Source organism: Serratia sp. BNK-12, assembly GCF_047456085.1.
Classification (GTDB): domain Bacteria; phylum Pseudomonadota; class Gammaproteobacteria; order Enterobacterales; family Enterobacteriaceae; genus Serratia; species Serratia liquefaciens.
Genome location: NZ_CP179896.1, coordinates 3,574,760 through 3,600,374, shown reverse-complemented (window position 1 = coordinate 3,600,374; position 25,615 = coordinate 3,574,760). Strand labels below are relative to the sequence as shown.

The window sequence follows — 25,615 nt, the reverse complement described above, 5'->3', positions numbered from 1 at the left end:
GATTCACTCTTGCGGCGCTGCCGCGAATTTGTAGCCCATACCCCACACGGTGAGGATGCGCTCGGGTTCCGCCGGGTTGCTTTCAATCTTGATGCGCAGCCGGTTGATGTGGGTATTCACGGTGTGCTCATAGCCTTCGTGCTGATATCCCCACACCTGGTTGAGCAGGCTCAAGCGGGAAAAGACCTTGCCGGGGTGTTTGGCAAAAAAATACAGCAGGTCGAATTCACGCGGCGTCAGGTCGATGGCTTGATGATTCAACAGTACTTCACGCGCAATCGGATCGATGGTCAGGCCGTCAAAGCTCAAGGTGCCGGCGTCCATTTTCAGGTTGCGGCTCATGGCTTCCTGACGGCGAAACAGTGCCTTAACCCTGGCCACCAGTTCCAGCATCGAAAAGGGTTTGGCGAGATAGTCGTCGGCACCGAGTTCCAACCCCAGCACGCGATGTACCTCGCTGGATCGCGCGCTGGTGATGATGATCGGCGTGTAGCGCGTCATGTTGCGCGCGCGGCGGCAGATCTCCAGCCCATCGATCCCCGGTAGCATCAAATCGAGGATCAATGCGTCCCAGCCGCCCTGTTCCAGCATCGCCATCCCCAGATTGCCATCGGCGGCATGGCTGATGTCATAACCCTCGTCGCGCAGATGTAACTGCAGCAGCTCCGCGATATTGCCGTCATCCTCGACGATTAAAATTTTCTTTGGCTTTTCCATTCTCTCACCGCTGATTGCCAGGCCTTAGTGAAGTCTACACAACCACCGAAGCCGGAGTTATCACATTTTATTTAACTTTGCGTGAGGTCTTGGGGAACAAATCGGACGGATACTCAGCCCATCGAAACCGCCACCGTCAGGAGAGACGTCATGGCCATGTCCATTACGCCGGAGAAACCCGCACTGATCCACCCGCTGTGGCTGCGCCTGACGCATTGGTTGAATGCGTTGGCGATGCTGATCATGGTCACCAGCGGGTGGCGCATCTACAACGCTTCCCCGCTGTTCAACTTCAGTTTTATCAATGAGCTGACGCTAGGCGGTTGGTTGGGTGGGGCGCTCCAATGGCACTTCGCCGGCATGTGGCTGTTTGGGATCAACGGGTTGTGTTATCTGCTGATCAATCTGTTCAGCGGCCGTTTGAAACGCAAATTTTGGCCGCTCAGCCCAAAAGCCTTGTTGAGCGATCTGCTGGCAGCGCTGCGGGGCAAACTCGGTCATAGCGATTTGCGTCATTACAACATGGTACAGCGAGCTGCTTATCTGTTTGTGATGGTGGCAGGCGTAGTGATGGTGATATCTGGCCTGGTGTTGTGGAAGTCGGTGCAATTTCCGCTGCTGCGCGAATTGCTCGGCGGCTATGAAGCGGCACGTTATATCCACTTTTACGCCATGTCGGCGCTGGTGGGGTTTGTAGTAGTGCACCTGGTCATGGTGGCGCTGGTACCACGCACGCTGTTGGCCATGCTGCGTGGACGTTAAGGAGAACCCGATGAAAACAGATAAACCCCTTATCAGCCTGAGTGAAGGCCGGGAGATTGTCAGGGAGGCACAGCAGTTGCTGGCGCGTCAGTTGACCTCCTCTTCACGCCGCCGTTTTCTGCGTAACGGGTTGACGCTGGGTGGTATTGCGATGCTCACCGGCTGTGATCTTAGCGACAACACCCATGTGGAGCAGGCGTTGAGCCGTATCTCGCGCTTTAACGATCGGGTGCAGGGGTGGCTGTTTAACGCCGACCATTTGGCACCGGTGTATGCCGAGTCGCAGATTACTCGTCCGTTTCCGTTCAACGCGTTTTACGCCGAAGAAGAAGCGCCGGATATCAATGGCGAGGATTATCGGCTGGAAGTCAGTGGGTTAGTGCTGAATAAGCAGCCGTGGACCTTGCCGCAATTGCACAGCATGACGCAAATCAGCCAGGTGACGCGCCATATCTGCGTTGAAGGTTGGAGCGCCATCGGTAAGTGGGGGGGCGTACCCTTTGCGCAATTTTTGCAGGCGATCGGCGCGGACCTGAGCGCCAACTATGTCAGCTTCAAATGTGCCGACGACTACTACACCAGCATCGACATGGCCACGGCGCTGCATCCGCAAACCATTATGGCGCTGACTTACGATGGCCAGATCCTGCCACGTAAATACGGCTATCCGATGAAGCTGCGCATGCCGACCAAGCTCGGCTACAAGAACCCGAAACATATTCAGGTCATAGAGATCACCAACCGCTTTCCCGGCGGCTACTGGGAAGATCAAGGTTACAACTGGTTTGGCGGCAGCTAACGACGGCCCCAACTATCCCCGGCACACAGGTGCTTTTTAAATGAGAAAAGGAAATACCATGAAAAAGTTATTCGCAGTAATGATGTGTAGCGCGTTGATGTTAGGTTCCCTCGGTGCCAATGCCGCCGACAGCATGGGCAAAGACGCGATGAAAAAAGACGGCATGAACCAGATGTCGCACGACGGTATGGCCAAAGACGGCATGAAAAAAGAGTGTATGGGCAAGGATTGCATGAAGAAAGACGGCATGGGCAAAGATGCCATGAAACATGATGGCATGAAGAAAGACAGCATGGGTAAAGACGCCATGAAGCATGACGGCATGAAGAAAGACAGTATGAGCAAAGACGCTATGGGGCAGTAAGCCGCCGCGTCCCGCAGCCGGATGGACGCTGGTTTAATCCCGGCTGCGGGCAAGTACAACGGGAGGGACGATGGTTCAGACTATGTGGCTGCAGCGCTTTAAGCGCTCGAACTGGGACGTGGCCTTTATGCGGCTGGCGCTGGTGGTGATCTTCGCCGCTTTCGGCTATGCCAAGTGGTTTGATTATGAAGCGCAGGGGCTGGTGCCTCTGATTGGTAATAGCCCGCTGCTGGCCTGGATGCACGATGTGTTTGGCATTCGCGGTGCCAGTTATGCGTTAGGGGTTGCCGAGTGGAGCTTTGGTCTTTTGCTGCTGGCCGGTTTTTGGTCGCGACGTTTGGGGTTATTGGGGGCGGTGGGATCGACACTGACTTATCTGACGACCCTGACGCTGATCTTCTCCACACCGGGTGCCTGGGAAGCTTCGGCCGGTGGCTTTCCGGCGATGGGGGGGGCCACCAGCTTTCTGCTAAAGGATCTGGTGTTATTGGCGGGTTCGATACTGCTGCTAAAAGCCGACTTGCCTGACGATATACCGTAAAAAAAGGCGCAGTTTTTAAACTGCGCCTTTTGGCCATGATGAACGGATCACATATCCGGGAAGGTCAGGGTATTGCCCGGCGCCTCACGGTGGATATGCACAAAGTTCAGGTGTTTCTCATACTGATCGAGAATATCGCCGATCACCTGCTCTTTGCTGTAATCCATCAGGTCATTGCCCTGGGTGCCTTCCATCAGGAAGGTTTCCAACCGGTAGTAGTGCGACTTGCCGGAGCGAGCACGATAGGTAAAGCCCGGCACCGAATAACGCTGTGGCCAGATCTGATAGATGAAGTTCTGCTCTTCGCCCAGATGCACCAGCAGCTCCAGATGGCTCAAACGTTCATCTTCGGTCGGCGGTACCTCACTGAATTCCACTTTGGCACCGCGCAGTTCCAGCTCACGCGCCACTTCTTGCATTGCCGGTCGGCAACGAGTATCCAGCATTTTCTGCGTGTACTGCGTGCCAGGATAATTCATTACGCGCGACAGGCGCTGTTTCCAGTTGAGCACGTCATTGCTGGACACCGGCATTGGCGCACTGGTGTTCAACGCGCTGGCTTTGCGGTAATCCTCTACCCGCAATGACTTATACAATCCGGCCATCACGAAGAAGATCACAAAGCTGAACGGCAGGCCCATGATCACCGTGGTTTTTTGCAACGCGGGCACGCCGTCGGTCATCAGCATGCCGATGGTCAGCAGGCCAATGGTTATCGACCAAAAAATACGTAGCCAGTTGGGCGCATCGTTGTTGATGTCGCTCAGGCGCGAGGTGAAGTTACCCAAAACCAGTGAACCTGAATCCGCCGAGGTGACGTAGAACAGCAGGCCAGTGATGGTTGCCACCGAGGCGCTGAAGGTGAAGCCCGGATACTGAGCCAGCAGGCTGTAAAAACCGCGTTCCGGATACTGCATTACTTCCTGCGCGAAAGCGGCGTTACCGTGAATGATCTGATACAGCGCGCTGTTGCCGAAAATCGACAGCCACAGCAGGGTGAATACGAAAGGAATAATCAGCGTACCGACTACAAATTGGCGGATGGTGCGCCCACGCGAAATACGCGCCAGGAACAGGCCGACAAACGGCGCCCAGGCCACCCACCAGGCCCAGAAGAACAGGGTCCAGTTGTTCATCCATTCTACCGGACGATCGAAGGCGAAGCTGTTAAGGGTCATTCCCATAAAGCGGTTAACGTAGTCGCCAACGTTGAGCACCAGCGCATTGAGCAGGAATTCGGTATCCCCGAAGAACAGCACGAACATGATCAGTCCCAACGCCAACAGCACGTTGAGTTCGGACAGAATGCGGATGCCCTTGTTAACACCTGAGGTCACCGAAATGGTCGCCATGATCACCGAAAGCAGGATCAGCGCGGCCTGAACCGTCAGATTTTCCGGAATGTGGAACAGAACTTTCAGCCCGTAGTTCAACTGCACTACGCCAATACCCAGCGTGGTGGCGATGCCGAAGATAGTGCCCAGCACGGCCGCAATGTCTACGCTGTGGCCGATCGGGCCGTTGATGCGTTTACCGAAAATCGGGTAGAGCGCCGAACGGATGGTCAACGGCAGGTTATAGCGGTAGCTGAAGTAGCCGAGGGCGATGCCCATCAGCGCATACATCGACCAGCCGGTCAGCCCGTAGTGGAACAGTGTCCACACCATGGCCTGGCGGGCGGCTTCCATCGTCTGGCCCTGGCCTTCCGGTGGCATCATATATTGCGTCACCGGTTCGGCGACCGAGAAGAACATCAGATCGATGCCGATGCCGGCAGCGAACAGCATCGCTGCCCAACTCATCAGGCTGAATTCGGGTTTCGACTGTTCTGGCCCGAGCTTGATCGAACCGAAGCGCGACGCGGCGATAAACACCACAAATACGATGTACAGGGTAGCGGCCAGCAGGTAATACCAGCCGAAGGTGGTTGAAACCCAATTCAGGGTGCGGGTGATCCATCGCCCGGAGAAATCGGTAAAGAAGATGGTCATCAGCGAGAAGGCCAGAATCAGCCCCGCCGAGGTAAAGAAAACCACCGGATTAAGGCCATCCTTTTGTGGTTTTGAGGAGGTTTCGCGTGTTGTCATCGTCTTCCTCTGTTTTTTAACAACTGAGTAAAATCGTGCCCACACACCAGCCTGAACGGACGCATCGGCGCCGTCCGGAAAAGTGCGGATATAAAGCCGCGGCAATCGCTATTCTGCTTGCCAAAGATTGCCGCTTTGCTTGTTAACGAAACAGAAAATCGTTTCGTGGTGGGAACCGCTTACAGACACTGATTTTGGTCAGATTCGTTAAATACCTCACAAAAATCAGCCAGTTCCACAACCGAAAAGTACATATTTGTAACCAAGCGGTAATAAAATATATGCAATTTTTATTGAACGTTCAATCAAAAAAAAGTTTAATAGTGAGCATGAAGACCAAGTTCAGCAGGTGAAAAGGGCGTGAAATCCCGCCGCTGAGACGAGGCCGAAGTCGGTTTTGTGAGAGTCGAATTATGCCAAAGGTAGGAATGCAGCCAATCAGAAGGCAGCAGTTGATAGATGCCACGCTGGCCGCGGTGAACGAAGTGGGAATGCATGACGCCACCATCGCGCAAATAGCGCGGCGGGCCGGAGTTTCCAACGGCATCATCAGCCATTATTTCAAGGACAAGAACGGCCTGCTGGAAGCCACTATGCGCTATTTGATTAGCCATTTGGGCGAGGCGGTGAAGCTGCGGCTACAGGCGTTAAGCGACCAGAGCCCGGCATCACGGCTGCAGGCGATCGTCGCCGGTAACTTCGACGACAGCCAGATCAACAGTGCGGCGATGAAAACCTGGCTGGCGTTTTGGGCCAGCAGCTTGCACCAGCCGCAGCTTAATCGGCTGCAACAGGTTAACGGCCGTCGGCTGTATTCCAACCTGTGTGCCGAATTTAGTCGCCAACTGCCCAAGGCGCAGGCGCGACTGGCAGCCAAAGGATTGGCAGCACTGATTGACGGCCTGTGGCTGCGCAGTGCGTTGCGCGGCGCGGCGTTCAACCAGACGCAGGCGATCGCGCTCACGACCGAATACATTACGTTTCAACTCCGGGGGCAAACGCCACCCTGAGGATAACCCAAGGAGAACCTATGTCCCGTTTTGGCTTACAGAAGCTCTATATTAATGGTGCCTATGTAGACAGTACCGATGGAAAAACTTTCAACGCGGTTAACCCGGCGAACGGTGAAGTGCTTGCCGAGATCCAGTCTGCCAGCGCTGAAGACGTCAACCGTGCGGTGGCCAGTGCAGCCAGCGGACAGAAAGTGTGGGCGGCGATGACGGCGATGGAACGTTCTCGTATTCTGCGCCGAGCGGTGGATATTCTGCGCGAACGCAACGACGAACTGGCCGCGCTGGAAACGTTGGATACCGGCAAGGCCATGTCGGAAACCACTGCGGTGGATATCGTTACCGGTGCCGACGTATTGGAATATTATGCGGGTCTGATCCCGGCGATCGAAGGCCAGCAGATCCCGCTGCGTGACAGCGCCTTTGTTTATACCCGTCGTGAGCCCCTGGGCGTGGTGGCCGGTATTGGCGCCTGGAACTACCCGATCCAGATTGCCCTGTGGAAATCCGCACCGGCACTGGCGGCAGGCAACGCGATGATCTTCAAACCCAGTGAAGTCACTTCCCTGACGGCGCTGAAGCTGGCGGAAATCTATACCGAAGCCGGTTTGCCGGACGGCGTATTCAACGTGGTCACCGGCAGCGGCGCAGAAGTCGGCCAGTACCTGACCGATCATCCCGGCATTGCCAAGGTGTCCTTCACCGGCGGTGTAAAAACCGGCAAGAAAGTGATGGCTAACGCCTCAGGTTCGACGCTGAAAGAAGTCACCATGGAGCTGGGTGGCAAATCCCCGCTGATTATTTTTGACGACGCCTGCCTGGATCGCGCCGCCGATATCGCCATGATGGCCAACTTCTACAGCTCCGGCCAGGTGTGCACCAACGGGACTCGAGTATTTGTCCCCGCAGCGTTGCAGGCCGAGTTCGAAGCCAAAATCCTCGAGCGCGTTAAGCGCATTCGCCTGGGGGATCCTACCGATCCACAAACCAACTTCGGCCCGCTGGTCAGCTTCGCGCATATGGAGTCGGTATTACGCTTCATCGAAAGCGGCAAGAAAAGCGGCGCTCGCCTGTTGTGCGGCGGCGAACGTGTGACTGAGGGTGAATACGCCAAAGGGGCTTATGTGGCGCCGACGGTATTTACCGACTGCGGTGACGAGATGGAGATCGTGCGCGAAGAGATCTTTGGGCCGGTAATGAGCATTCTCACTTACCACAGCGAAGAAGAAGTGGTACGCCGTGCGAACGACACCACCTTCGGCCTGGCTGCCGGTTTGGTGACGAACGATCTGACCCGGGCGCATCGGGTGATCCACCAGTTGGAGGCCGGCATTTGCTGGATCAACACCTGGGGTGAATCGGCGCCGGAAATGCCGGTCGGCGGGTACAAGCAGTCTGGCGTCGGCCGTGAAAATGGCCTCAGTACGCTGGAACATTACACCCAGGTCAAATCGGTACAAGTCGAGCTGGGCGAATATATTTCCATCTTTTAAATATCCCCGTCGTCTTTCAAGCTACAGCGTTGTTGGCTGCGAACGCGGACCCCAGTCACTTACTTGACTCCTGGGGTTCCACGCCCTTGCCGCCTAGCTGTAACGCGAAATCCATAGGGCATAATCCTTTCTTGCATCCAAAACTGCCTGGATATATTCAGCATGCGATATTCAAGCCATTCGCATCATTCAGGCATACGAATATTTAGGAGATAATGTATGGAATACGATTACATCATTATCGGTGCCGGCTCAGCCGGTAACGTTTTAGCCACCCGTTTAACCGAAGACGCTGATGTTAGCGTATTGCTGCTGGAAGCCGGCGGCCCGGATTATCGGATGGATTTTCGCACCCAGATGCCGGCCGCGCTGGCATTCCCGCTGCAGGGCCGTCGTTACAACTGGGCGTATGAAACCGATCCTGAGCCGCACATGAACAACCGCCGCATGGAGTGTGGCCGGGGTAAAGGGCTGGGCGGCTCATCACTGATTAACGGCATGTGCTACATCCGCGGCAACGCGATGGACTTCGACAACTGGGCAAAAGCACCGGGGTTGGAGGACTGGAGTTATCTGGACTGCCTGCCATATTTCCGCAAGGCGGAAACCCGCGATATCGGGCCTAATGATTATCACGGTGGCGACGGCCCGGTCAGCGTGACCACGCCGAAAGCCGGTAATAACGAATTGTTCCACGCAATGGTGGAGGCCGGTGTGCAGGCGGGTTATCCGCGTACTGATGACCTGAACGGCTACCAGCAGGAAGGCTTTGGCCCGATGGATCGCACGGTCACGCCGAAAGGCCGTCGCGCCAGCACCGCTCGGGGTTATCTGGATCAGGCTCGTTCCCGTTCAAACCTGAAGATTGTCACTCACGCGTTGACCGACCGCATCCGCTTCGAGGGTAAGCGTGCGGTGGGCGTTGACTACTTGCAGGGCGAAAGTAACCAAATCACCAGTGCCCGTGCGCGTCGTGAAGTGTTGCTGTGTGCCGGGGCGATTGCCTCGCCGCAGATTTTGCAGCGTTCCGGCGTTGGTCCAGCGGCGCTGCTGAACCGCCTGGACATCGATCTGGTGCACGATCTCCCCGGCGTGGGCGAGAACTTGCAGGACCATCTGGAAATGTACCTGCAATACGCCTGTAAAAAACCGGTGTCGTTGTACCCGGCATTGCAATGGTTCAACCAGCCGAAGATCGGCGCAGAGTGGCTGTTCAACGGCACCGGCGTGGGCGCCAGCAACCAGTTTGAAGCCGGTGGCTTTATCCGCAGCCGCGAAGAGTTCGCCTGGCCGAACATTCAGTACCATTTCTTGCCGGTGGCGATTAACTACAACGGCAGCAACGCGGTGAAAGAGCACGGTTTTCAGGCGCACGTCGGTTCAATGCGCTCCCCGAGCCGTGGCCGGGTGCAGGTGAAATCGAAGGATCCGCGCCAACATCCGAGCATCTTGTTCAACTATATGGCGACCGAACAGGACTGGCAGGAGTTCCGCGATGCCATTCGCATCACGCGCGAAATCATGGCGCAGCCTGCATTGGACGAATACCGCGGCCGCGAGATAAGCCCGGGGCCAGAAGTGCAGACCGACGAACAGCTGGACGCTTTTGTGCGTGAGCATGCCGAAACCGCCTTCCATCCTTCCTGCTCATGCAAAATGGGCGAAGACGAGATGGCGGTGGTGGATGGGCAAGGGCGAGTGCACGGTATGGAAGGCCTGCGGGTGGTGGATGCGTCCATTATGCCGCTGATCATCACCGGTAACCTGAACGCCACCACCATCATGATCGCCGAGAAGATTGCCGATCGTATTCGCCAGCGCACGCCGTTGTCGCGTAGCACTGCCGACTATTACGTGGCCGGCGACGCCCCGGCGCGTAAGCCATAACCCACATGCCCTCTCGCCGTTGAGGGGGAGGGCCGCTGTAGCAAGCAACCCCCTCTCCAATGTCCTTCCCCGAGGCGAGGGGGCAATTCATTCCCGTTATCTCTCACCTCAGCAGGTACAAACGTACCCCTTAAGCCGGCAGGGCGATCGCCTGATCGAAACTGTTTGGCGTCGCCATGCGCCACATGCGCGCATAAAAATCGCTTTCGATCTCTTTTTGCAGCAGTGCACCAGGCTCCAGGTAGTAATAGATGTCGGCGTAGACCTTGATTTCGGTTGAAGTAATACGGCGCAGCATATGATGCGAAGTCAACTGCTCAGGGCGGCTGACGCCCGCCGCCGCAAGCATTTCTGCCAGCGCTTTCACCGTATTCTGGTGGAAGTGATAAACGCGTTCGGCCTTGTTTGGCACCACCAGGGCTTTCTGTCGCAGTGGATCCTGGGTGGCGACCCCGGTAGGGCAGTGATTGGTATGGCAGCTTTGCGACTGAATGCAGCCGACGGCGAACATAAAACCACGGGCTGAGTTCACCCAGTCGGCGCCCAACACCAGCACGCTGGCGATATCGAAGGCGCTGATGATTTTACCGCTGGCACCAATCTTGATTTTGTCACGCAGTCCGCAGCCCACCAGGGTGTTATGGACGAATAACAACCCTTCGCGCAGCGGCATGCCCATATAGTTGGACAGTTCGAGCGGTGCTGCGCCGGTTCCGCCTTCTTTGCCGTCCACCACGATAAAGTCCGGCAAGATCTGGGTTTGCAACATGGCTTTGGCGATGGCGACAAATTCCCACGGGTGGCCGATACAGAGTTTGAAGCCCACGGGTTTGCCACCGGACAATTCACGTAGCTGCTGGATGAAATGCATCATTTCAATTGGCGTGCTGAAGGCGCTGTGCGAAGCCGGAGAAATACAGTCGACCCCTTCAGGTACGCCGCGCGTTGCGGCGATTTCCGCATCCACTTTTTTCGCCGGTAGTATGCCGCCATGTCCGGGTTTAGCACCCTGGCTGAGCTTGATTTCAATCATTCTCACCTGCGGTTTTTTAGCCTGCTCGGCGAAGCGTTGCGGATCAAAATGGCCGTCGGCGGTGCGGCAACCGAAGTAACCGCTGCCCAATTCCCAGACCAGGTCGCCGCCATTTTCGCGATGATAACGGCTGATACTGCCTTCGCCGGTGTCGTGGTAGAAATTGCCCTTTGCCGCGCCGAGGTTGAGGGCGCGAATGGCGTTGGCCGACAGGGCGCCGAAGCTCATGGCGGAGATGTTAAAGATCGACGCGGAGTAGGGTTGGCTGCAATCTGGACCGCCGATCGTCACGCGGAAGCTGGTGGGGTCAGATACCTCGACCGGACGCATGGAGTGCCCGATACATTCGTAGCCGGTTTGATAAACGTCCAACTGGGTACCGAACGGCTTGTCGCCCATTTCATTTTTGGCGCGTCGGTAAACCAGCGTGCGTTGGGTACGTGAAAACGGGATCTGCGCGTTATCTTCTTCCAGTAAGTACTGGCGTATTTCCGGGCGAATAAACTCGAAGAAAAAGCGCAGTCGGCCGATGATCGGATAGTTTCGGCAGATGGCGTGGCGTTGTTGGGTCAGATCATAAATGCCCAGAGCGCTCAGACCACCAAAAATGATCGTCGGTAGCCAAAACCAGGGGCTATGGGACAACAGCGCCAAAGACGCCAACGTCAGCAAAAGACTCAACACAAGGCAGGTATAACGGCTGAATAATGATGACTTCATAACATCTCCTGATGTTTTTATTAGTCCAGACGACATGGCTCACAGAAAGTTTGCTGAGCGGATCCTAACCAATAGACAGGAGTGTTATGTGGCTGTTACTGCTTTATCGTTGATTGTTACATTAATTTAACGTTGAGTCCGCCCTTCAGGCCGCCGGGTGGCAGCCTGAAGGGGAGGAGGGAGTTACTTGCTGGCAACGAAAATACTGCTCATGCTGCGCAGACGCAGCTTTTTCATCGCACTGTATTTCTGAGAGAAAATCGTTTTGGGGTGGGTGCCGCGCTTTTGGGCAATATGCAGCAGGCTGTCACCGCGCAACAGGTTGAAGATAACGTCGCTTTCCGCCGGGCTAAGCTCGCGGGTTTTCTGCATTTTTATCCCCCCGGGCTCTTTGCTTTCCAGCAGGTTCTGTATTTTTTCCTGCAGCGAATAAAGTGGAATGCGTGTAGACACCAATTCAACGGAGATGCCCAGGATCGACAATAGTTTCACCACGCGTTCATCGTCATAAAACACCAACAGACGCGTTTTGGAGTTGTATTGCTGATGCAAAGACACCAGGCTTTCAATGACGTTAACGCTTTGCTCCAGATTTTGTGAGGTGAAGATCAGGGCGATGTCGTGCTTAATTATTTTCTCCGCCTTGGCGCCACCGTGCATAAAATCTGAAAACAGTCTGATATCGTACTTGCCGTAATGTTTTTTCAGTAACACCGAAAGGCCGACATAGCTGTACTTACACTCACTAATAACAAGGACATTGTTTTTAGACATAATGGCAAACACCCATAATGAGTTAAAAGTATTCAGCTGTAAGAAGCGAGTTCAAATCCTTGATGTCGGATTCCTTCCACAGCTTTCCCTGCAGTGCGTAATATGGCATTTCGTCCAGCCATTTTTTATGCTCGGGGGTTTCAACCCCTTCAATAATTACCTTGTAATGATTAAGGTAAAAAAAGCGCAATAAAGCGCGCATTAAACCGTCGCCGCCGGACTTTTTCATAAAGTCCCATAACAAAAAGCGGTCGAGTTTAACGAAGCGGAACTGGCTGTTATACAGCGCGGAAAAACCCGCATAGCCAGAACCAAAATCATCGAGCCAAAATGAATAGCTCTTTAGTGAAGGATCGCCATGAACGCGATCTTTAACCAAACGGGTTGAGTTCTCACTGATTTCGAAATGTATACAGCGAGTGGCGCTAATTCTTTCTGCAAAATGGCTATTGGCCAACGAACGCAGTGAATGGTCGTCTACATTCAGCGTGGCTATAACCTGATTCTCATGAAACCAGTGATTATATTTCTCTATCAGACTGACCTGGTCTAACAGAATCTCAATTCGGGTCTCGCTATCGGCAGTACGAAAGAACTGTTCAGGAGAGAAATGCGCATATTCACTATTAAAAGTGAATCGAGATAGGCACTCAACGGCCAGCAATTGTCCGGATTTTGCGAACATTGGCTGGAAAACATAATTAATTCCGTTATTTTTCTCTCTAAAAGAACTGCGCATTCCTCAATCCCTTGATTGATATGTAACTACCTGTTTTTTAACTAAAATTAATTCAATATCAGGCTGTTTATAGGTAAATGTCTTATTTGGTGCGACGTGATTGTGAAATGTCGCTTGCAGACCATTTAACGCGCATTTAGTCGTGAAGTCCAAAGGGCTCTAAAGGTAACAAAATGTAAATATACGGAATAATATGCTGTTAATCAGGCCTTAAAGAAAAATGTCTGACTGCATGACTTTCCAAAACACAGATTATTCCTATTCGATTGAATCGTCAACATCGATCGATAGGTATTTGTTGATAGTTTATTCCTATCAAGAGGGGGGTTATGAATGTTTTAAACGATTTAACAATAAGAATGCGCTTAGTCTATATTTCGTCCGGCAATGGGTTCATCGAGGCAACACTCCTTTTAAGCAAGGAGTGCTATCGCTGAGTGTATGCTCAGTGCCGGGGAACTATATATTCGTCTGTCACTGAATCGATTATTTTATTGTTTTTCTATGGAGCTGGAAATGAAAAAAGTATTATTGCCTTTGGCCGCGCTGGTATTGTCTGCTACTGCTTATAACGCTACTGCTGCAAGCGGCAACGTTAAATTCACCGGTGAAATCGTACAGTCCACCTGTAAAGTTGTTGATAAAGACCAGAATAAAGAAGTTTACCTGGGTAAATACCCTACTACCGCATTCCCAACTTCTGGTTCTACCAGCGGTGCTAAAGCTTTCGATATTAGCCTGGAGAAATGTGAAGCGGGTAACTACACCCTGCGTTTCGACGGTAACACCCCAGCTGGCCACCCAGAGCTGTTGGCTGTAACTGGCGGCGCTAACGGCGTTGGCGTTGAAATCCTGGATAACAACGGCGCAACTCTGCCAATCTCTCAGGAAGTTGCTACCCCAGCGACCGTTTCTGTTGCTGCTGATGGCGACAACCCAGGTTCTGCGACTTTCAACCTGCGCGCTCGTTATAAATCTTACCAGGATCTGGTCACTGCGGGTCAGGCAAACTCTAACGCTACCTTCACCATCGAATACAAGTAATTTAATTCGCTGGCAGGATAGATAGAGCTATTGGCCACGGACGGCTAAATTCTGAGAGTTGAGATATTCCGATGAAAAAAGTGCTTTCTTGTATTTTATTCGCGTTTTCCGTAAATGCTTTTGCCGGAATTCAGGTTGATTCGACGCGCGTAATTTATAACAGCGGAAGTAAATCCGCATCGCTCTCAATCAGCAATGACAGCGACGACACCTATATGGTGCAAACCTGGTTGGATAATGGCGATTCAAGCCAGATGCCGAAGAATTTACCGATCGTGGTCACTCCACCTATTTTAAAACTGGCTGCCAAAAAAGACGCAATTCTGCGCTTTATTTATTCCGGCAGCGGGTTACCGCAGGACAGAGAAAGTCTGCTCTGGGTAAACGTACAGGAAATTCCGCCAACGCCTAAGCAAGACAACGTGCTGCAGGTGGCGATCCGTACCCGTATCAAACTGTTCTACCGCCCAGAAGCCTTGAAGGCCAACCTGCAACAGCAGGCAGAGGCACTGAAATGGCAGCGTCAGGGCAGCAATCTGGTGGTGACCAACAATGGTCCACTGTTTGTGACGCTGGGTGTACTGACGCTGAAAAGCGGTGGCAAAAGCTGGAAAGTGAATGCCGACATGGTGAAACCGCAAGATAGCCTGCGGATTGCTCTGCCACAGGGCGCGCAGTCGGCCAACAGTATGTCGTTCACCTATATCAACGATTACGGCGGCCACACCGAGATTAAGAACGTTGCATTAAATTGATTTAAGCCCTTCAAGGAATGAACAAAAAATGGCACATAAAAGAATAACAACCCTCACGCCAAAACGTTTGGTCAGGCTGATTAATGGTGTAATTTATTTTTCTGCGGTGCCATTTTCATTCTCTCATATGGCCATGGCGGAGGAGCAGTTCAACACCTCCTTCATCCATGGCGATGACAACATTGCCCAGGTGGCAGCGTTGTCCAGCGGCGATGATATCCTGCCAGGTAAATATCCGTTCGATATTTACCTGAACGGACAGCGTATCGATCACCGTGACATCGAATTCAAAAAAGACGCCAAAGACACGCCGGTAACGCCTTGCCTGACTGCGCAGGATTACCAGGACTACGGTGTAAAACTGCCGGGCGATATGAAAACCGAAGGTGCCGCACAGTGCTACGCTCTGTCACAGCAAATTTCGGGTGCCAAGCTGAGCTACGACGCAGCCATACAGCGTATGGATTTGGAAGTGCCGCAGATATTCCTGGAGCCGCGTCCACAGGGTGCTATCTCGCCGAAGGTTTACGATCGCGGGATTAACGCCGGTTTCGTTAACTATAACTTCAGCGGCAACCATAATAATTATCGTAATAACGCCAACGATAAAACATCCGACTACTACTTCCTGAGCCTGAACAACGGCATCAATGTCGGTAATTGGCGCCTGCGTAACAACTCGACGCTGAATCAGCAGTCGGGTGCCGGCACGCACTGGAATACCGTTTCAAGCTGGGCGGAAACCGACATCGTTTCCCTGCGCAGCCGTCTGGTGATTGGCCAGACCAACACCAATAACAACGTATTCGACAGCATTCAGTTCCGCGGTGTGCAGATTTCCAGCGCCAACGATATGCTGCCGGAAAGCCAGCGCGGTTACGCGCCCGTGGTCCGTGGCGTGGCGTCGACCAACGCCCGCGTTGAGATCCGCCAAAACGGCTACACCATTTACAGCACCAACGTGCCGCCGGGTCCGTTTGCGCTGACCGACATCTTCCCAAGCACCTTGAGCGGTAACCTGAACGTCACGGTCATTGAGGCCAACGGTTCAAGAACCTCTTTCGTGGTGCCGTTCTCTTCCGTGCCGAACATGCTGCGCGAAGGGATCTGGGACTACCAGATGACCGCCGGTAAATACCATGACGGCACCACCAAATACCAGCCGAAGTTTGTGCAAGGCACCTTGTCCCACGGCATGGCGTATGACATCACGCCTTATGGTGGGGTGCTGGTCGCGGAAAATTACCGTTCGGCGGTAGTGGGTATGGGTAAAAACATGGGTGTCTGGGGGGCAGTTTCCTTCGATATGTCCTATTCCGACACCAACCTGGTCAACGGTGACGACAAACAGGGGGAGAGCTTCCGCTTCCTGTACTCCAAATCGCTCAACGACTGGGGCACCGAATTCCAGATCGCCGGTTACCGTTACTCGACCTCTGGTTACTATGATTTCTCTGATGCGGTTGCGGAACGCGATCGCTATGAAAACGGCGTCTACCGTAACGATTACTACGATGAGAATGACCGCAATCTGGGCGTGCCGGATTGGGCAGAATCACGTCGTCGTACCTATTACACCAGCCGTTTCAATAACAAACGCCAGCGTGTAGAGTTGTCGATCAACCAGCGTATTGCCGGTAACTCAACGCTGTATACCAATATCAGCAACCAGTCATATTGGGGCGGCTCCGGCCAGGATCGTACGGTTCAAACCGGCTTTAACAGCAGCTACAAAAATATCAGCTACGGCGTGTTCTATCAGGACAGCCGCAGCAACTACGGTTATAAAGATCGCAGCATCAACATGAGCGTCTCTATTCCGTTCAGCTTCTTCAGCCGCGATTCGTCTGATATGACGGCCAGCTTCAACGCCGGTCACAGCAAGCAGAGCGGTAATACATACAGCGCTGGCCTGAGTGGTACCGCGCTGGACGATAACCGTCTGAACTACGCGGTGCAAAGTGGTCACGATCGTTACTCCGGCCAAACCAGCTCGGCTAACGTCGGCTACCAGGGCAGCATGGGTACCGTCAATGCCGGTTACAGCTACAGCAATGATTACCAGCAGTCTACCCTGGGCGTGTCGGGCGGTATCGTGGCGCACTCCGGCGGCGTGACGCTGACCCAGCCGCTGCAAAATACCTTTGTGCTGGTTGAGGCCAAAGATGCCAAGGGCGTCCGTCTGGAAAACCAGCCGGGTGTGGCTATCGACCGCTTCGGTTACGCGGTAATGACCTCGGCCTCACCTTATCGTCACAACCGCGTGGCGTTGCGCACTGAGGATATCGGCAACGGCCTGGATATCCCGATGGCGGCCCGCGACGTGGTACCGACATATGGCGCCATTACCCGCGTGAAATTTGAAACGCATACCGGCCAAAGCCTGCTGGTACACAGTAAACTGTTGGACGGCAGCGTACCGCCAATCGGCGCCAACGTGTTTAGCGCCGACGGCAAGAACAACGGTACCGTGGGTACCAATGGGGATATTTATATCTCCGGCGCATCCGCAGGGGATCGCCTGTTGGTTAAATGGGGCAGCGATGCCGGCGACAGCTGTTCACTGGTGGTGCCGGAACTGAAATCGGCGACCGAACAGCTGATGGGCTATCAGGAACTTTCGCTGACCTGCGGAAAACCGTAAAAGGAATGAATATGTCTTCTTTGTTGTTAAAACATAAAAACCTCGGGCTGGCGGCAGGGCTGCTGGTCACGCTGGGGACGTTCTCGCAGAGCAGCTTTGCGCTGGCTTGTAAGCAGAATGGCAACATTCGTCAGGATATCGTGTTGGATAAGGCGATCAAGGTGTCAACGGCCAATACTGCCCCTGGGGCATTACTGTGGCGTTCACAGACCTTCACTTCGACCTTCCAGTGTGTGGATGACTGGAATAACCCAAAAGGGGAAAATGCCTTCCTGTACTGGGATCCTAAGGCTCGCATGAGCCAGATCCATAACTCGATTGAAGTCGGTGTAACCTACAACGGCCTTGATATCAAGCCAACTAAAGGTGCCAAGCAAGACGTGGGGCCGGGTACCGAGTGTCGTCGTTCCGGCTCACGATGTCTTTCACCAGCCAGGTCGTTGACCGTGACGGTTTCCTATGCCATTTACATCAAGGCGACGGGTAAGGCGCCACCTGCGGGCGGCAAGATCAATGACAATAACGCGTATTCCGTATTCCAGGTGGATGGGGTTGGTGGTCTGAACGGCACGCCAGACAGTAACTTTAACGCCTATATTTCCGGGTTGGGCAACATTCAGTTTATCTCTTGTAACCCGAAAATTACCGTGGTGGCTAACAACGGTTCAACCGTAAACTTTGGCACCATTCCGCGTCAAAATGCGGTGGCCGGCAAAATCGAGAAGCAGGTTCCTTTCTCCGTTGCGGCTAACATGTCTGACCCGACAACCGGGCAGGATTGCAAAGGGGAAACCTTGCAGGCCAGTTTCAGCACCACTTATCCCTTGCAGGATAACAGTCTGATTATGCCAACCAGCAACAGCGGCTTCGGTATTTTAATTTCGCAGGCCGCAACGCCGAACACGCCGATCATGATGAACTCCCCGGTTGATCTGGGCCTGGTCAACGGTACTATCGTTGAAAAGAACTTTTTGGCCAGTCTGAAGTGGTTGAATACCAATCCACAGGTTGGGCCATTCAGTGCTTCGGCGAATATTGACGTAACCTTTAAGTAATCTCTTTCAGTAAAAAAGGGGTTCAGCCTGCGCTGAACCCCTTTTTTAATGCATTTTTCTCTCAGCTCTGGCCAACCCAGTTGGTGCAGACACTGTCCAGACATTTCCCCGCATACCACAGATGAACGCCAGGGGACTCATGGCGATGCCCGTTCAGCGGTTCTATCGGCTGCGGGTGCATCTCTGCGACGTCCCAGCGAGTTGTGCGACGATAAACCGCCGGCGTTTTGCCGAACTGTTTTTTAAATGCGCGCGAAAAAGACGGCTGGGAATCGAAATGATATTGCAGGGCGATGTCGAGAATGGGGCGAGGGCTTGAACGCAGCGCCTGCGCGGCCTGCGACAGACGCCGCTCGCGGATGTAACTGCCTAAAGCATGTCCGGTAGTGCTGCGGAACATCCTTTGCAGGTGCCACTTGGAGTAGCCTGACTTCGCCGCTACGTTGTCTAACAGTAACGGCTGATCCAGATGGGTTTCAATCCAGTCCAGCAAATCGTGAATGATATTAACGCGATCCATTGTTTTAGTTCTCCTGCGGGTACGACATTCAGGTCACAGTAGGTAACAGTAATTATCCAAGCTAGTACTTTGATAATAGGCCGCGGAGACGGGTTACGCAAGTGTTAACCCGGGGGAAAAAGGTGGCTAAACGTGCTCTTTGGGTCGCAGGGAAATGAAAAAGGCCGCACGTGGCGGCCTTGAGCAAAGAGGGGAAAGACGGGGATCAGTTAGTTTCCGGCTTCACTTCGATATAGTCCAACTGCAAGACGCTGCTGGTGTAGCCGCGGATCTTGTTGGTCATTTCAATATCGCCGTTCAGCTTGTGGCCGTAAGACGGAATGATCTCTTTCAGTTTGCTCTGCCATTCCGGCGTAGCCACTTTATCTTTGAACACTTTCTCCATCAGGTGCAGCATGATCGGTGCGGCAGTTGATGCGCCCGGTGATGCACCCAGCAGAGCGGCAATGCTGCCATCTTCGGAGCTGACCACTTCGGTACCGAACTGCAGTACGCCACCTTTATCTGCATCTTTTTTGATGATCTGCACGCGTTGGCCGGCGGTCCACAGTTTCCAGTCTGCCTGTTTGGCTTCAGGGAAGTACTCTTTCAGCGCAGCGAAACGATCGTCGTCGTTCATCATCAACTGGCCTACCAGGTATTTCACCAGGTCGAAGTTGTCCAGCCCGACGTGGGTCATTGGCATCAGGTTCGAAGTGCTCAGGGAGTGCAGCAGGTCGAACAGTGAACCGTTTTTCAGGAACTTGCCGGAGAAGGTGGCGAACGGTCCGAACAGCAAGACACGCTTGCCGTCCAGCATGCGGGTATCCAGGTGCGGAACCGACATCGGCGGTGAACCTACGCTGGCCAGGCCATAAACCTTGGCCAGGTGTTGGTCAGCGATTTCCGGGTTGGTGGTGACCAGGAACTGACCGCCGACAGGGAAGGCACCGTAGCCTTCGGCTTCGGGAATGCCGGTTTTCTGCAGCAGCGTCAGAGAAGCACCGCCTGCACCGATAAACACGAATTTGGCATTCACGGTGGTTTCTTTGCCGTCGCGGTTCAGATCGGCCACGGTGACGCGCCAGGTGTTGTCGGCATTGCGCTTGATGTCGCGGACTTCATGGCTCAGGTTCAGCTTGAAGTTCGGGTTTTTGGTCAGCGTGTCCACCAGTTGGTGGGTGATCACGCCAAAGTTAACGTCGGTACCCAGCGGCATGCGGGTCGCAGCAATTTTCTGCGCCGGATCGCGGCCGTTCATCACCAGCGGAGCCCACTGTTTAATCTGGTTAGGGTCTTCTGAGTACTCCATACCACGGAACAGGGTGCTGTGTTGCAGTGCGGCATAGCGTTTGCGCAGGAAGTTGACGTTGTCGTCACCCCAGACAAAGCTCATGTGCGGCACGCTGTTAATAAAGGATTTTGGATCTTTCAGGACGTTATTTTTCACCTGATAAGACCAGAATTGACGCGAGATTTCAAAAGACTCGTTAACCACCACGGCTTTGCTGATGTCGATGGTGCCGTCTTTTTTTTCCGGGGTATAGTTCATTTCAGCGAAGGCGGAGTGACCGGTACCGGCGTTGTTCCAGCCGTTGGAGCTTTCTTCAGCCACGCCGTTCATGCGCTCATACATGTCGATGGACCAGTTTGGCTCCAGCTCATGCAGGTAGGTCCCCAGCGTGGCGCTCATGATGCCACCGCCGATCAATACCACATCAACGGACTTATTCTCTTCCGCCGTCGCCTGTTGCGTAACGCCAAACAGGTTCAGACAGAAGATCAGGACGAGTAATTTTCTCATTGAATCAAATCTCTTGTGTGTAAATTCTACTCATTGCAGGTGAAAGAATTTATCGGGAGTTACCCTGGAAATAAGTAAAACTAACCCGCCCGGCTAAGCCGAGTGACAGTGATAATGTCTTTTTGTTAATCGTTTTCTTAACGAAAAGTGGATTATTACAGGCTGTCTGGGGACAGGTTGTTCAACTCTGGTTACTGCGGGGATATTATTGTTTGCAATATTGTTAAAAACTACTTTTGTAACTAAAAAAAGCCCATTAAAGGCAGGAATCATTCATTTATTATTTTTATTTAAATATAACCGCTAAATTAATAAGGTCTAATTGCCGCTGATTTAAACGATATGCCAATATCACACAATATTTATGGAATAATGGCAAATAGCAGCAGGTAACAAAATGAAAATGGCCGCCGGGCATTTCAGTGCGGCCAAGATGCTGGTTGACGCTTAGCGGCGGGCCTTCATTGCTGCCGATGGCCACTCTTCTTTCAGCAGTGCATAAATCAGTTCATCACCCCATTGGCCATTGAAACGATCATTTTGTCGCAGGTGCGCCTCTTTGCGCATCCCCAGACGTTCGACGACCCCGATAGACCCCTGATTGGCAGCATCGAGCCGGGCAAAAATGCGGTGGCAGCCCACTTGGTTAAACCCCTGATCCAACATCGCTTGCACGGCTTCGCTGGCATAACCTTTACCGGCATAAGCCGGGCTGAAGATATAACCGATCTCGGCTTGTAATGCTGCGCGGTTAGCCAGTTTCAACAACACTTCACCGATCAACTCTCCGCTGTCCTTTAGGGTGACGGCGCAATAAAAAATATCGCCGTCCTGACTGAAGCGCGAAGCTATCGCCTGAGCAAGCTGATCGGCCAGTTGCGCGTTGTCCGGGGTGGGGGCATACAGATAACGATAGACCTCCGGCAAACGGTGGTAAGTCGAGTAGGCTTCGAGATCGTCGGGCGTGAAGCGGCGCAGTTGCAGGCGTTCGGTGTCGAAGGGCAGGGTAATCAAATGCAAGAGCACATCCTTATTGTCGGGTGGGATCACATTGGTTTGTTTACGAACAGGGCAGAACATTTTTGCGAGGAATACAGGTCCCACAATATAGCAGTAGCCTGGAGGTTTCAAACGGCGAAAACCCTGTTCATCGCCGGCGTGAGCAACGATGAACAGGGTTTAATTAATCAGTGGACGGGGTCGTTAGCTTACTTGATCGCCATGGCGTCACGCATGGTATAGAACAAATCTGTCTGATCGGTCAGCCCGACGACGTTGGCGGCATGCGGGCCGTAGGCGGCAACACGCAGCTGGGTGCCGGTGTGGCCCTGCGAATCCTCTTCCGAGTTGCCGTAGCTGATGGTCATCGGCGCACCATCTTTGGTGGTCAGCATTTGCGTCAGGCCCGGCGCTTTGGCGTCGGCGGCGATAATCTGGCTGGAGTGAGCATGGTCAGCGGTGACGATCACCAGAGTGTTGCCGTCGGCACGGGCGAATTCCAATGCTTTCTGCACGGCTTCATCCAGATCGACAGTTTCCCCGAACTGGCCGCACGGGTTGGCGGCATGATCCTGTTTGTCGATCGATGCGCCTTCAACCTGCAGGAAGAAACCATTTTTGTTGGTTTTCAGCAGATCGATGGCTTTCTCGGTCATGACCGCCAGCGTCGGGATATCCGCCGTACGTGCCGGGTTGTTCTGACAGGTCACCGCCGGTTGGTCGATATTACCGTGATAGCTGGCCTTCGGCCCCTGCCAGCGTACCGGCATATTGCCGGCGGCAAACAGCCCCAACAGCGGCTTTTGCTGATTGGCGACGTTAACGGCGTTCAGGGCATCGAGGTTTTCCACCCACTGATAACCTAATGCATTTGCCTGCTCTTTCAGTGATTTTCCCTGCCATTCGCCACTTTTGGCTAACTGATTAAAGGATTTTGCTCCGCCGCCTAAGGTGACGTCGGCGCGGGCTTTGAGTAACTGTTCACTGATCGAACCGCGGCCGCCATTTTCCAGCGCGTTGGTTGCGCATTTTTCACTGGTCTCTTCCGGGCCGTAACATTTACGCGAGGTGACGTGGGAAATCTGCGCCGCAGGTGTGGCGTCTTGCAACTCTGCGGTGGAAACGTTGCCGGTGGCTTTACCCGCCGCTTTGGCAATTTCCAATAAGGTCGGTTGGTCTTTGCCATTAACGTCAACGCCCAGCGCGCCGTTATAGGTTTTGACGCCGGTGGACCAGGCAGTCGCGGAGGCGGCGGAGTCAGTGACGTAATCCGGCTTGTGGGTTTTCTTGTCCAGCGAATAATGGGTGTATTGGCCGGTTAACGGCAGGGCATCGATGCCTTTGAAATAGCCGCCTGCGCCTTCGGCATAGTTGCGTGCCGAAGTGATTTCCGAATCGCCCATGCCGTCGCCAATCAGCAAAATCACATTCTTGACCGTTTTATCAGACAACGAAGCTTTCAATGCCGCGGTTTGATCGCCACTCAGGCGACGTGCTCCGCCGGGTTCAACGATATTGCCGCGAGCCGCACGCTCGGAAAGTCCGGCAGCGTTGGCCGGCGTCTCATCGGCGAAGGCGCTGGAGCATAATAAGGCGGATAACACGGCACTGGCGATCAGGGAAACAGGCTGCAACATCGGGGAAAGCTCCTTGTCGTAATAAAAAAACATAAATACCCGGTCGCCTTTCAAGCTACAGCGTGGTTACCAGCACTCGCTAACCCCAGGTTACTTACTGGAGTAAGCGCCTGGGGATGAGCGAGCAGGATGCCTGACTGTGGCTTAAAAATCATAGGGGTATAACACGAACTTGTTAAGCAGGGAGGGTAATGCAGGGGTGTGACACTTTTATGACGGTAAAGAAGACGCAAAAGGGATAGCCGGGCGGCTATCCCAGGCAAGCCATTATTCGCTGCGGGCGGGAATGTTGACGCCGCGTTGCACCGCCGGTCGTGCCAGACCGCGCTCCAGCCATTGCCCTACGCGTGGGAAACTGTCGAAATCGACTATCTCGCGGGCTTCGTAGAAGCCGATCAGATTACGCACCCAGCCCAACAGTGAAATGTCGGCAATGGTGTAATCCTGGCCCATGATCCAGTCGCGGCCTTCAAGCCGGCTTTCCAGTACGCCCAGCAGGCGTTTCGACTCATTCTTATAACGCTCAAGCGGGCGCTTATCTTCGTATTCACGACCGGCGAAACGGTGGAAGAAGCCGAGCTGACCGAACATGGGGCCAACGGCCGCCATTTGGAAAAATACCCACTGAATGGTTTCATAACGCAGAGCCGGATCCTGCGGCAGGAACTTGCCACTTTTTTCCGCCAGATACAGCAGAATGGCGCCGGATTCGAACAGGGGTAATGGCTTGCCGCCTGGGCCATCGGGATCGATGATTGCCGGGATCTTGCCATTCGGGTTCAGCGACAAAAACTCGGGCGTCCAGGTCTCGTTTTTGCCGATGTCGATCAGGTGCGCTTCATACGGCAGGCCGATCTCCTCCAGCATGATAGAAACTTTTACCCCGTTCGGCGTGGGCAGCGAATAGAGCTGCAGCCGCTCCGGATGCTGCGCCGGCCACAGTTTGGTGATTGGGAATTGGGTTTGATCGAGCATGGGGAGTCCTCGGGTTGACGGTTTGCTTATTGAGTATTGCACCAAAACTAACCTGTTGTGAGGTTAAACAGTGAGGTCAAAATGTGCTTTAAGCGCTTTTTTCCCGCTGGCGGTGAGCTGCAGTTCACGACTCTCCAACTGGCGTTTTATCCAGCCACGACGGATAAATGCGGTAAGCATCGCCGCACCTAATGCACCACCCAGATGGGCCTTGCGCTCGCTCCAGTCCAGGCAGCCGCAGGCGAAGCGCCTTCGTGAGGGCGCAGGGGAACAGTCGACGCCCAACCGAGTGAGTGCAGCGTGGCCAGCCTCGCTTAACCGATAGTCTTCCTCACCTTCTAACCAGGTTAGCTGATGCAGGCGTTGGTGCAGTTTTACCGCCACTTCACCGGCGAGATGGTCATAACAGGTACGAGCAAATTGCAATGACGTCGGAGTAGTGCTTTTCACCACGGGCTTTTCGACGCCGGCCAGTGCCATTAGCGTTTCCAGCGCGGCGGCGACTTCCGGCCCTGCCAGACGGAAATAGCGGTAACGCCCTTGCTTGACGCAGGCGATCAGTCGCTGTTCCTGCAGGCGTGCCAGATGGCCGCTGGCGGTAGAGGCGGCAACGTCCACCGCGGCGCTGAGTTCGGTGGCGGTATAAGCGCGACCATCCATCAGCAGGCACAGCATGCGCGCCCGGGTGCGGTCGGCAATGGCACCGCTCAGTGCCGCCAGACGATCTTCAATATCGATGTTATTCATACTTCGAGATTAGGCGAAGTATGGCTGTGCGTCCACCGTTAGGATGGGTTCACAAAATGCATGTGTGCCTGAGTTTTACCTCTGACAGGAGCGCCCTATGATTGCCGTTATTTTTGAGCTGCAGGCCGCTGACGGTCAGCGTGAGACCTACCTTGATTTGGCCGCCGATCTGAAGCCGCTACTGGCAGAAATTGACGGTTTTATTTCCATTGAACGTTTTCAAAGCCTGGCCGATCCGCAGCGGCTGCTGTCACTGTCCTTTTGGCGTGATGAGGCGGCGGTACAGCAGTGGCGAAATGTCGAGCAGCACCGAGCCGCACAGAAACGGGGCCGCCATGGCGTGCTGGCACAGTATCGCCTGCGGGTGGCTGAGGTGGTGCGGGACTATGGTCTGGATCAGCGAGAACAGACCCCGCATGACAGCCGCGGCTATCACGCGGGGTAAAGTGCGCGGCCATTATCAGTTATGACTCTGTGAGGCACAGCGTTGTTGACAATATTTGGGTATTTGCCTTATTGATAATGTATGA

The 25,615-nt window shown here is 53.9% G+C and carries 23 protein-coding genes; 12 read left to right on the top strand and 11 right to left on the bottom strand.

Going from position 1 to position 25,615, the window contains the following annotated elements; genetic code table 11:
- Positions 1 to 3: 3 nt before the first annotated feature.
- Complete coding sequence (locus ACMGG1_RS16710) at positions 4 to 717, bottom strand: response regulator transcription factor (protein ID WP_020825945.1); 714 nt, start codon at positions 715 to 717, stop codon at positions 4 to 6.
- Between the two features lie 150 nt (positions 718 to 867).
- Here ACMGG1_RS16710 and ACMGG1_RS16705 point away from each other — a divergent pair, with 150 nt between their 5' ends.
- From ACMGG1_RS16705 to ACMGG1_RS16690, 4 genes are all read left to right on the top strand, one after another.
- Complete coding sequence (locus ACMGG1_RS16705; RefSeq protein ID WP_020825946.1) at positions 868 to 1,479, top strand: cytochrome b/b6 domain-containing protein; 612 nt, start codon at positions 868 to 870, stop codon at positions 1,477 to 1,479.
- 10 nt (positions 1,480 to 1,489) lie between these two features.
- Positions 1,490 to 2,278 carry a molybdopterin-dependent oxidoreductase gene (locus ACMGG1_RS16700; protein WP_020825947.1) on the top strand — a complete coding sequence of 263 codons (789 nt, stop codon included), beginning with the start codon at positions 1,490 to 1,492 and terminating at the stop codon, positions 2,276 to 2,278.
- A gap of 58 nt (positions 2,279 to 2,336) precedes the next feature.
- Complete coding sequence (locus tag ACMGG1_RS16695) at positions 2,337 to 2,642, top strand: pentapeptide MXKDX repeat protein (RefSeq protein WP_414160868.1); 306 nt, start codon at positions 2,337 to 2,339, stop codon at positions 2,640 to 2,642.
- A gap of 70 nt (positions 2,643 to 2,712) precedes the next feature.
- On the top strand, positions 2,713 to 3,183 hold the full coding sequence (locus tag ACMGG1_RS16690) for a YkgB family protein (protein ID WP_046374100.1): 471 nt from the start codon (positions 2,713 to 2,715) through the stop codon (positions 3,181 to 3,183).
- Between the two features lie 47 nt (positions 3,184 to 3,230).
- Here the strand turns inward: ACMGG1_RS16690 and ACMGG1_RS16685 are convergent, their stop codons facing one another.
- Positions 3,231 to 5,270 carry a choline transporter gene (locus ACMGG1_RS16685; RefSeq protein WP_020825950.1) on the bottom strand — a complete coding sequence of 680 codons (2,040 nt, stop codon included), beginning with the start codon at positions 5,268 to 5,270 and terminating at the stop codon, positions 3,231 to 3,233.
- A gap of 413 nt (positions 5,271 to 5,683) precedes the next feature.
- Between ACMGG1_RS16685 and betI the strand changes: the two genes are divergently transcribed.
- The 3 genes from betI to betA all read left to right on the top strand — a co-directional run bounded on the left by betI (position 5,684) and on the right by betA (position 9,660).
- Positions 5,684 to 6,280 (top strand): transcriptional regulator BetI, encoded by a 597-nt coding sequence (gene betI / locus ACMGG1_RS16680; protein ID WP_046374098.1) that lies wholly within the window; start codon positions 5,684 to 5,686, stop codon positions 6,278 to 6,280.
- Positions 6,281 to 6,300: 20 nt separating this feature from the next.
- On the top strand, positions 6,301 to 7,773 hold the full coding sequence (betB, locus tag ACMGG1_RS16675) for a betaine-aldehyde dehydrogenase (protein ID WP_020825952.1): 1,473 nt from the start codon (positions 6,301 to 6,303) through the stop codon (positions 7,771 to 7,773).
- 219 nt (positions 7,774 to 7,992) lie between these two features.
- Positions 7,993 to 9,660, top strand: coding sequence for a choline dehydrogenase (gene betA, locus ACMGG1_RS16670; protein WP_414160867.1), 1,668 nt, complete (start codon positions 7,993 to 7,995; stop codon positions 9,658 to 9,660).
- 130 nt (positions 9,661 to 9,790) lie between these two features.
- Here betA and ACMGG1_RS16665 read toward each other — a convergent pair whose 3' ends face one another.
- The 3 genes from ACMGG1_RS16665 to ACMGG1_RS16655 all read right to left on the bottom strand — a co-directional run bounded on the left by ACMGG1_RS16665 (position 9,791) and on the right by ACMGG1_RS16655 (position 12,926).
- Entirely contained in the window at positions 9,791 to 11,413 is a 1,623-nt protein-coding gene (locus ACMGG1_RS16665) for an FMN-binding glutamate synthase family protein (RefSeq protein ID WP_115059427.1), read from the bottom strand.
- Positions 11,414 to 11,596: 183 nt separating this feature from the next.
- Positions 11,597 to 12,187 carry a LuxR family transcriptional regulator gene (locus ACMGG1_RS16660; RefSeq protein WP_020825955.1) on the bottom strand — a complete coding sequence of 197 codons (591 nt, stop codon included), beginning with the start codon at positions 12,185 to 12,187 and terminating at the stop codon, positions 11,597 to 11,599.
- Positions 12,188 to 12,209: 22 nt separating this feature from the next.
- Positions 12,210 to 12,926 carry an EAL domain-containing protein gene (locus tag ACMGG1_RS16655; RefSeq protein ID WP_122077852.1) on the bottom strand — a complete coding sequence of 239 codons (717 nt, stop codon included), beginning with the start codon at positions 12,924 to 12,926 and terminating at the stop codon, positions 12,210 to 12,212.
- A 516-nt stretch (positions 12,927 to 13,442) separates the two neighbouring features.
- Here ACMGG1_RS16655 and ACMGG1_RS16650 point away from each other — a divergent pair.
- The 4 genes from ACMGG1_RS16650 (at position 13,443) to ACMGG1_RS16635 (ending at position 18,424) form a co-directional block, all read left to right on the top strand.
- Complete coding sequence (locus tag ACMGG1_RS16650) at positions 13,443 to 13,970, top strand: fimbrial protein (RefSeq protein ID WP_012005952.1); 528 nt, start codon at positions 13,443 to 13,445, stop codon at positions 13,968 to 13,970.
- Positions 13,971 to 14,041: 71 nt separating this feature from the next.
- Complete coding sequence (locus ACMGG1_RS16645) at positions 14,042 to 14,725, top strand: molecular chaperone (protein WP_414160866.1); 684 nt, start codon at positions 14,042 to 14,044, stop codon at positions 14,723 to 14,725.
- Between the two features lie 28 nt (positions 14,726 to 14,753).
- Positions 14,754 to 17,369, top strand: coding sequence for a fimbria/pilus outer membrane usher protein (locus tag ACMGG1_RS16640; RefSeq protein ID WP_020825959.1), 2,616 nt, complete (start codon positions 14,754 to 14,756; stop codon positions 17,367 to 17,369).
- A gap of 11 nt (positions 17,370 to 17,380) precedes the next feature.
- On the top strand, positions 17,381 to 18,424 hold the full coding sequence (locus ACMGG1_RS16635; RefSeq protein ID WP_128864018.1) for a fimbrial protein: 1,044 nt from the start codon (positions 17,381 to 17,383) through the stop codon (positions 18,422 to 18,424).
- A 61-nt stretch (positions 18,425 to 18,485) separates the two neighbouring features.
- Here the strand turns inward: ACMGG1_RS16635 and ACMGG1_RS16630 are convergent, their stop codons facing one another.
- The 6 genes from ACMGG1_RS16630 to ACMGG1_RS16605 all read right to left on the bottom strand — a co-directional run bounded on the left by ACMGG1_RS16630 (position 18,486) and on the right by ACMGG1_RS16605 (position 25,085).
- Positions 18,486 to 18,944 carry a helix-turn-helix domain-containing protein gene (locus ACMGG1_RS16630; protein WP_142815637.1) on the bottom strand — a complete coding sequence of 153 codons (459 nt, stop codon included), beginning with the start codon at positions 18,942 to 18,944 and terminating at the stop codon, positions 18,486 to 18,488.
- A 205-nt stretch (positions 18,945 to 19,149) separates the two neighbouring features.
- Complete coding sequence (locus ACMGG1_RS16625) at positions 19,150 to 20,727, bottom strand: malate:quinone oxidoreductase (RefSeq protein WP_020825962.1); 1,578 nt, start codon at positions 20,725 to 20,727, stop codon at positions 19,150 to 19,152.
- 447 nt (positions 20,728 to 21,174) lie between these two features.
- Complete coding sequence (locus ACMGG1_RS16620) at positions 21,175 to 21,747, bottom strand: GNAT family protein (protein WP_316044338.1); 573 nt, start codon at positions 21,745 to 21,747, stop codon at positions 21,175 to 21,177.
- A 188-nt stretch (positions 21,748 to 21,935) separates the two neighbouring features.
- Positions 21,936 to 23,363 carry an alkaline phosphatase gene (gene phoA, locus ACMGG1_RS16615; protein WP_414160865.1) on the bottom strand — a complete coding sequence of 476 codons (1,428 nt, stop codon included), beginning with the start codon at positions 23,361 to 23,363 and terminating at the stop codon, positions 21,936 to 21,938.
- 267 nt (positions 23,364 to 23,630) lie between these two features.
- Positions 23,631 to 24,338: a glutathione S-transferase N-terminal domain-containing protein gene (locus ACMGG1_RS16610; RefSeq protein WP_020825966.1), complete on the bottom strand. Its 708-nt coding sequence runs from the start codon at positions 24,336 to 24,338 to the stop codon at positions 23,631 to 23,633.
- A 63-nt stretch (positions 24,339 to 24,401) separates the two neighbouring features.
- Positions 24,402 to 25,085, bottom strand: a complete 684-nt coding sequence (locus tag ACMGG1_RS16605; RefSeq protein WP_020825967.1) for an ArsR/SmtB family transcription factor — start codon at positions 25,083 to 25,085, stop codon at positions 24,402 to 24,404.
- Positions 25,086 to 25,182: 97 nt separating this feature from the next.
- Here ACMGG1_RS16605 and ACMGG1_RS16600 point away from each other — a divergent pair, with 97 nt between their 5' ends.
- The gene (locus ACMGG1_RS16600) at positions 25,183 to 25,530 is read left to right on the top strand and encodes an antibiotic biosynthesis monooxygenase family protein (RefSeq protein ID WP_020825969.1); all 348 of its coding nucleotides are present in this window, start codon (positions 25,183 to 25,185) and stop codon (positions 25,528 to 25,530) included.
- Positions 25,531 to 25,615 lie beyond the last annotated feature (85 nt).

What these genes read in the sequence shown, in the direction of transcription:
- ACMGG1_RS16655 (WP_122077852.1), bottom strand. Translation starts at nt 12,926, where the DNA reads ATGCGCAGTTCTTTTAGAGAGAAAAATAACGGAATTAATTATGTTTTC.
- ACMGG1_RS16710 (WP_020825945.1), bottom strand. Translation starts at nt 717, where the DNA reads ATGGAAAAGCCAAAGAAAATTTTAATCGTCGAGGATGACGGCAATATC.
- ACMGG1_RS16665 (WP_115059427.1), bottom strand. Translation starts at nt 11,413, where the DNA reads ATGAAGTCATCATTATTCAGCCGTTATACCTGCCTTGTGTTGAGTCTT.
- phoA (WP_414160865.1), bottom strand. Translation starts at nt 23,363, where the DNA reads ATGTTGCAGCCTGTTTCCCTGATCGCCAGTGCCGTGTTATCCGCCTTA.
- ACMGG1_RS16650 (WP_012005952.1), top strand. Translation starts at nt 13,443, where the DNA reads ATGAAAAAAGTATTATTGCCTTTGGCCGCGCTGGTATTGTCTGCTACT.
- betA (WP_414160867.1), top strand. Translation starts at nt 7,993, where the DNA reads ATGGAATACGATTACATCATTATCGGTGCCGGCTCAGCCGGTAACGTT.
- ACMGG1_RS16645 (WP_414160866.1), top strand. Translation starts at nt 14,042, where the DNA reads ATGAAAAAAGTGCTTTCTTGTATTTTATTCGCGTTTTCCGTAAATGCT.
- betI (WP_046374098.1), top strand. Translation starts at nt 5,684, where the DNA reads ATGCCAAAGGTAGGAATGCAGCCAATCAGAAGGCAGCAGTTGATAGAT.
- ACMGG1_RS16640 (WP_020825959.1), top strand. Translation starts at nt 14,754, where the DNA reads ATGGCACATAAAAGAATAACAACCCTCACGCCAAAACGTTTGGTCAGG.
- ACMGG1_RS16630 (WP_142815637.1), bottom strand. Translation starts at nt 18,944, where the DNA reads ATGGATCGCGTTAATATCATTCACGATTTGCTGGACTGGATTGAAACC.
- ACMGG1_RS16600 (WP_020825969.1), top strand. Translation starts at nt 25,183, where the DNA reads ATGATTGCCGTTATTTTTGAGCTGCAGGCCGCTGACGGTCAGCGTGAG.
- ACMGG1_RS16705 (WP_020825946.1), top strand. Translation starts at nt 868, where the DNA reads ATGGCCATGTCCATTACGCCGGAGAAACCCGCACTGATCCACCCGCTG.
- ACMGG1_RS16635 (WP_128864018.1), top strand. Translation starts at nt 17,381, where the DNA reads ATGTCTTCTTTGTTGTTAAAACATAAAAACCTCGGGCTGGCGGCAGGG.
- ACMGG1_RS16695 (WP_414160868.1), top strand. Translation starts at nt 2,337, where the DNA reads ATGAAAAAGTTATTCGCAGTAATGATGTGTAGCGCGTTGATGTTAGGT.
- ACMGG1_RS16685 (WP_020825950.1), bottom strand. Translation starts at nt 5,270, where the DNA reads ATGACAACACGCGAAACCTCCTCAAAACCACAAAAGGATGGCCTTAAT.
- ACMGG1_RS16625 (WP_020825962.1), bottom strand. Translation starts at nt 20,727, where the DNA reads ATGAGAAAATTACTCGTCCTGATCTTCTGTCTGAACCTGTTTGGCGTT.
- ACMGG1_RS16605 (WP_020825967.1), bottom strand. Translation starts at nt 25,085, where the DNA reads ATGAATAACATCGATATTGAAGATCGTCTGGCGGCACTGAGCGGTGCC.
- betB (WP_020825952.1), top strand. Translation starts at nt 6,301, where the DNA reads ATGTCCCGTTTTGGCTTACAGAAGCTCTATATTAATGGTGCCTATGTA.
- ACMGG1_RS16690 (WP_046374100.1), top strand. Translation starts at nt 2,713, where the DNA reads ATGGTTCAGACTATGTGGCTGCAGCGCTTTAAGCGCTCGAACTGGGAC.
- ACMGG1_RS16700 (WP_020825947.1), top strand. Translation starts at nt 1,490, where the DNA reads ATGAAAACAGATAAACCCCTTATCAGCCTGAGTGAAGGCCGGGAGATT.
- ACMGG1_RS16610 (WP_020825966.1), bottom strand. Translation starts at nt 24,338, where the DNA reads ATGCTCGATCAAACCCAATTCCCAATCACCAAACTGTGGCCGGCGCAG.
- ACMGG1_RS16660 (WP_020825955.1), bottom strand. Translation starts at nt 12,187, where the DNA reads ATGTCTAAAAACAATGTCCTTGTTATTAGTGAGTGTAAGTACAGCTAT.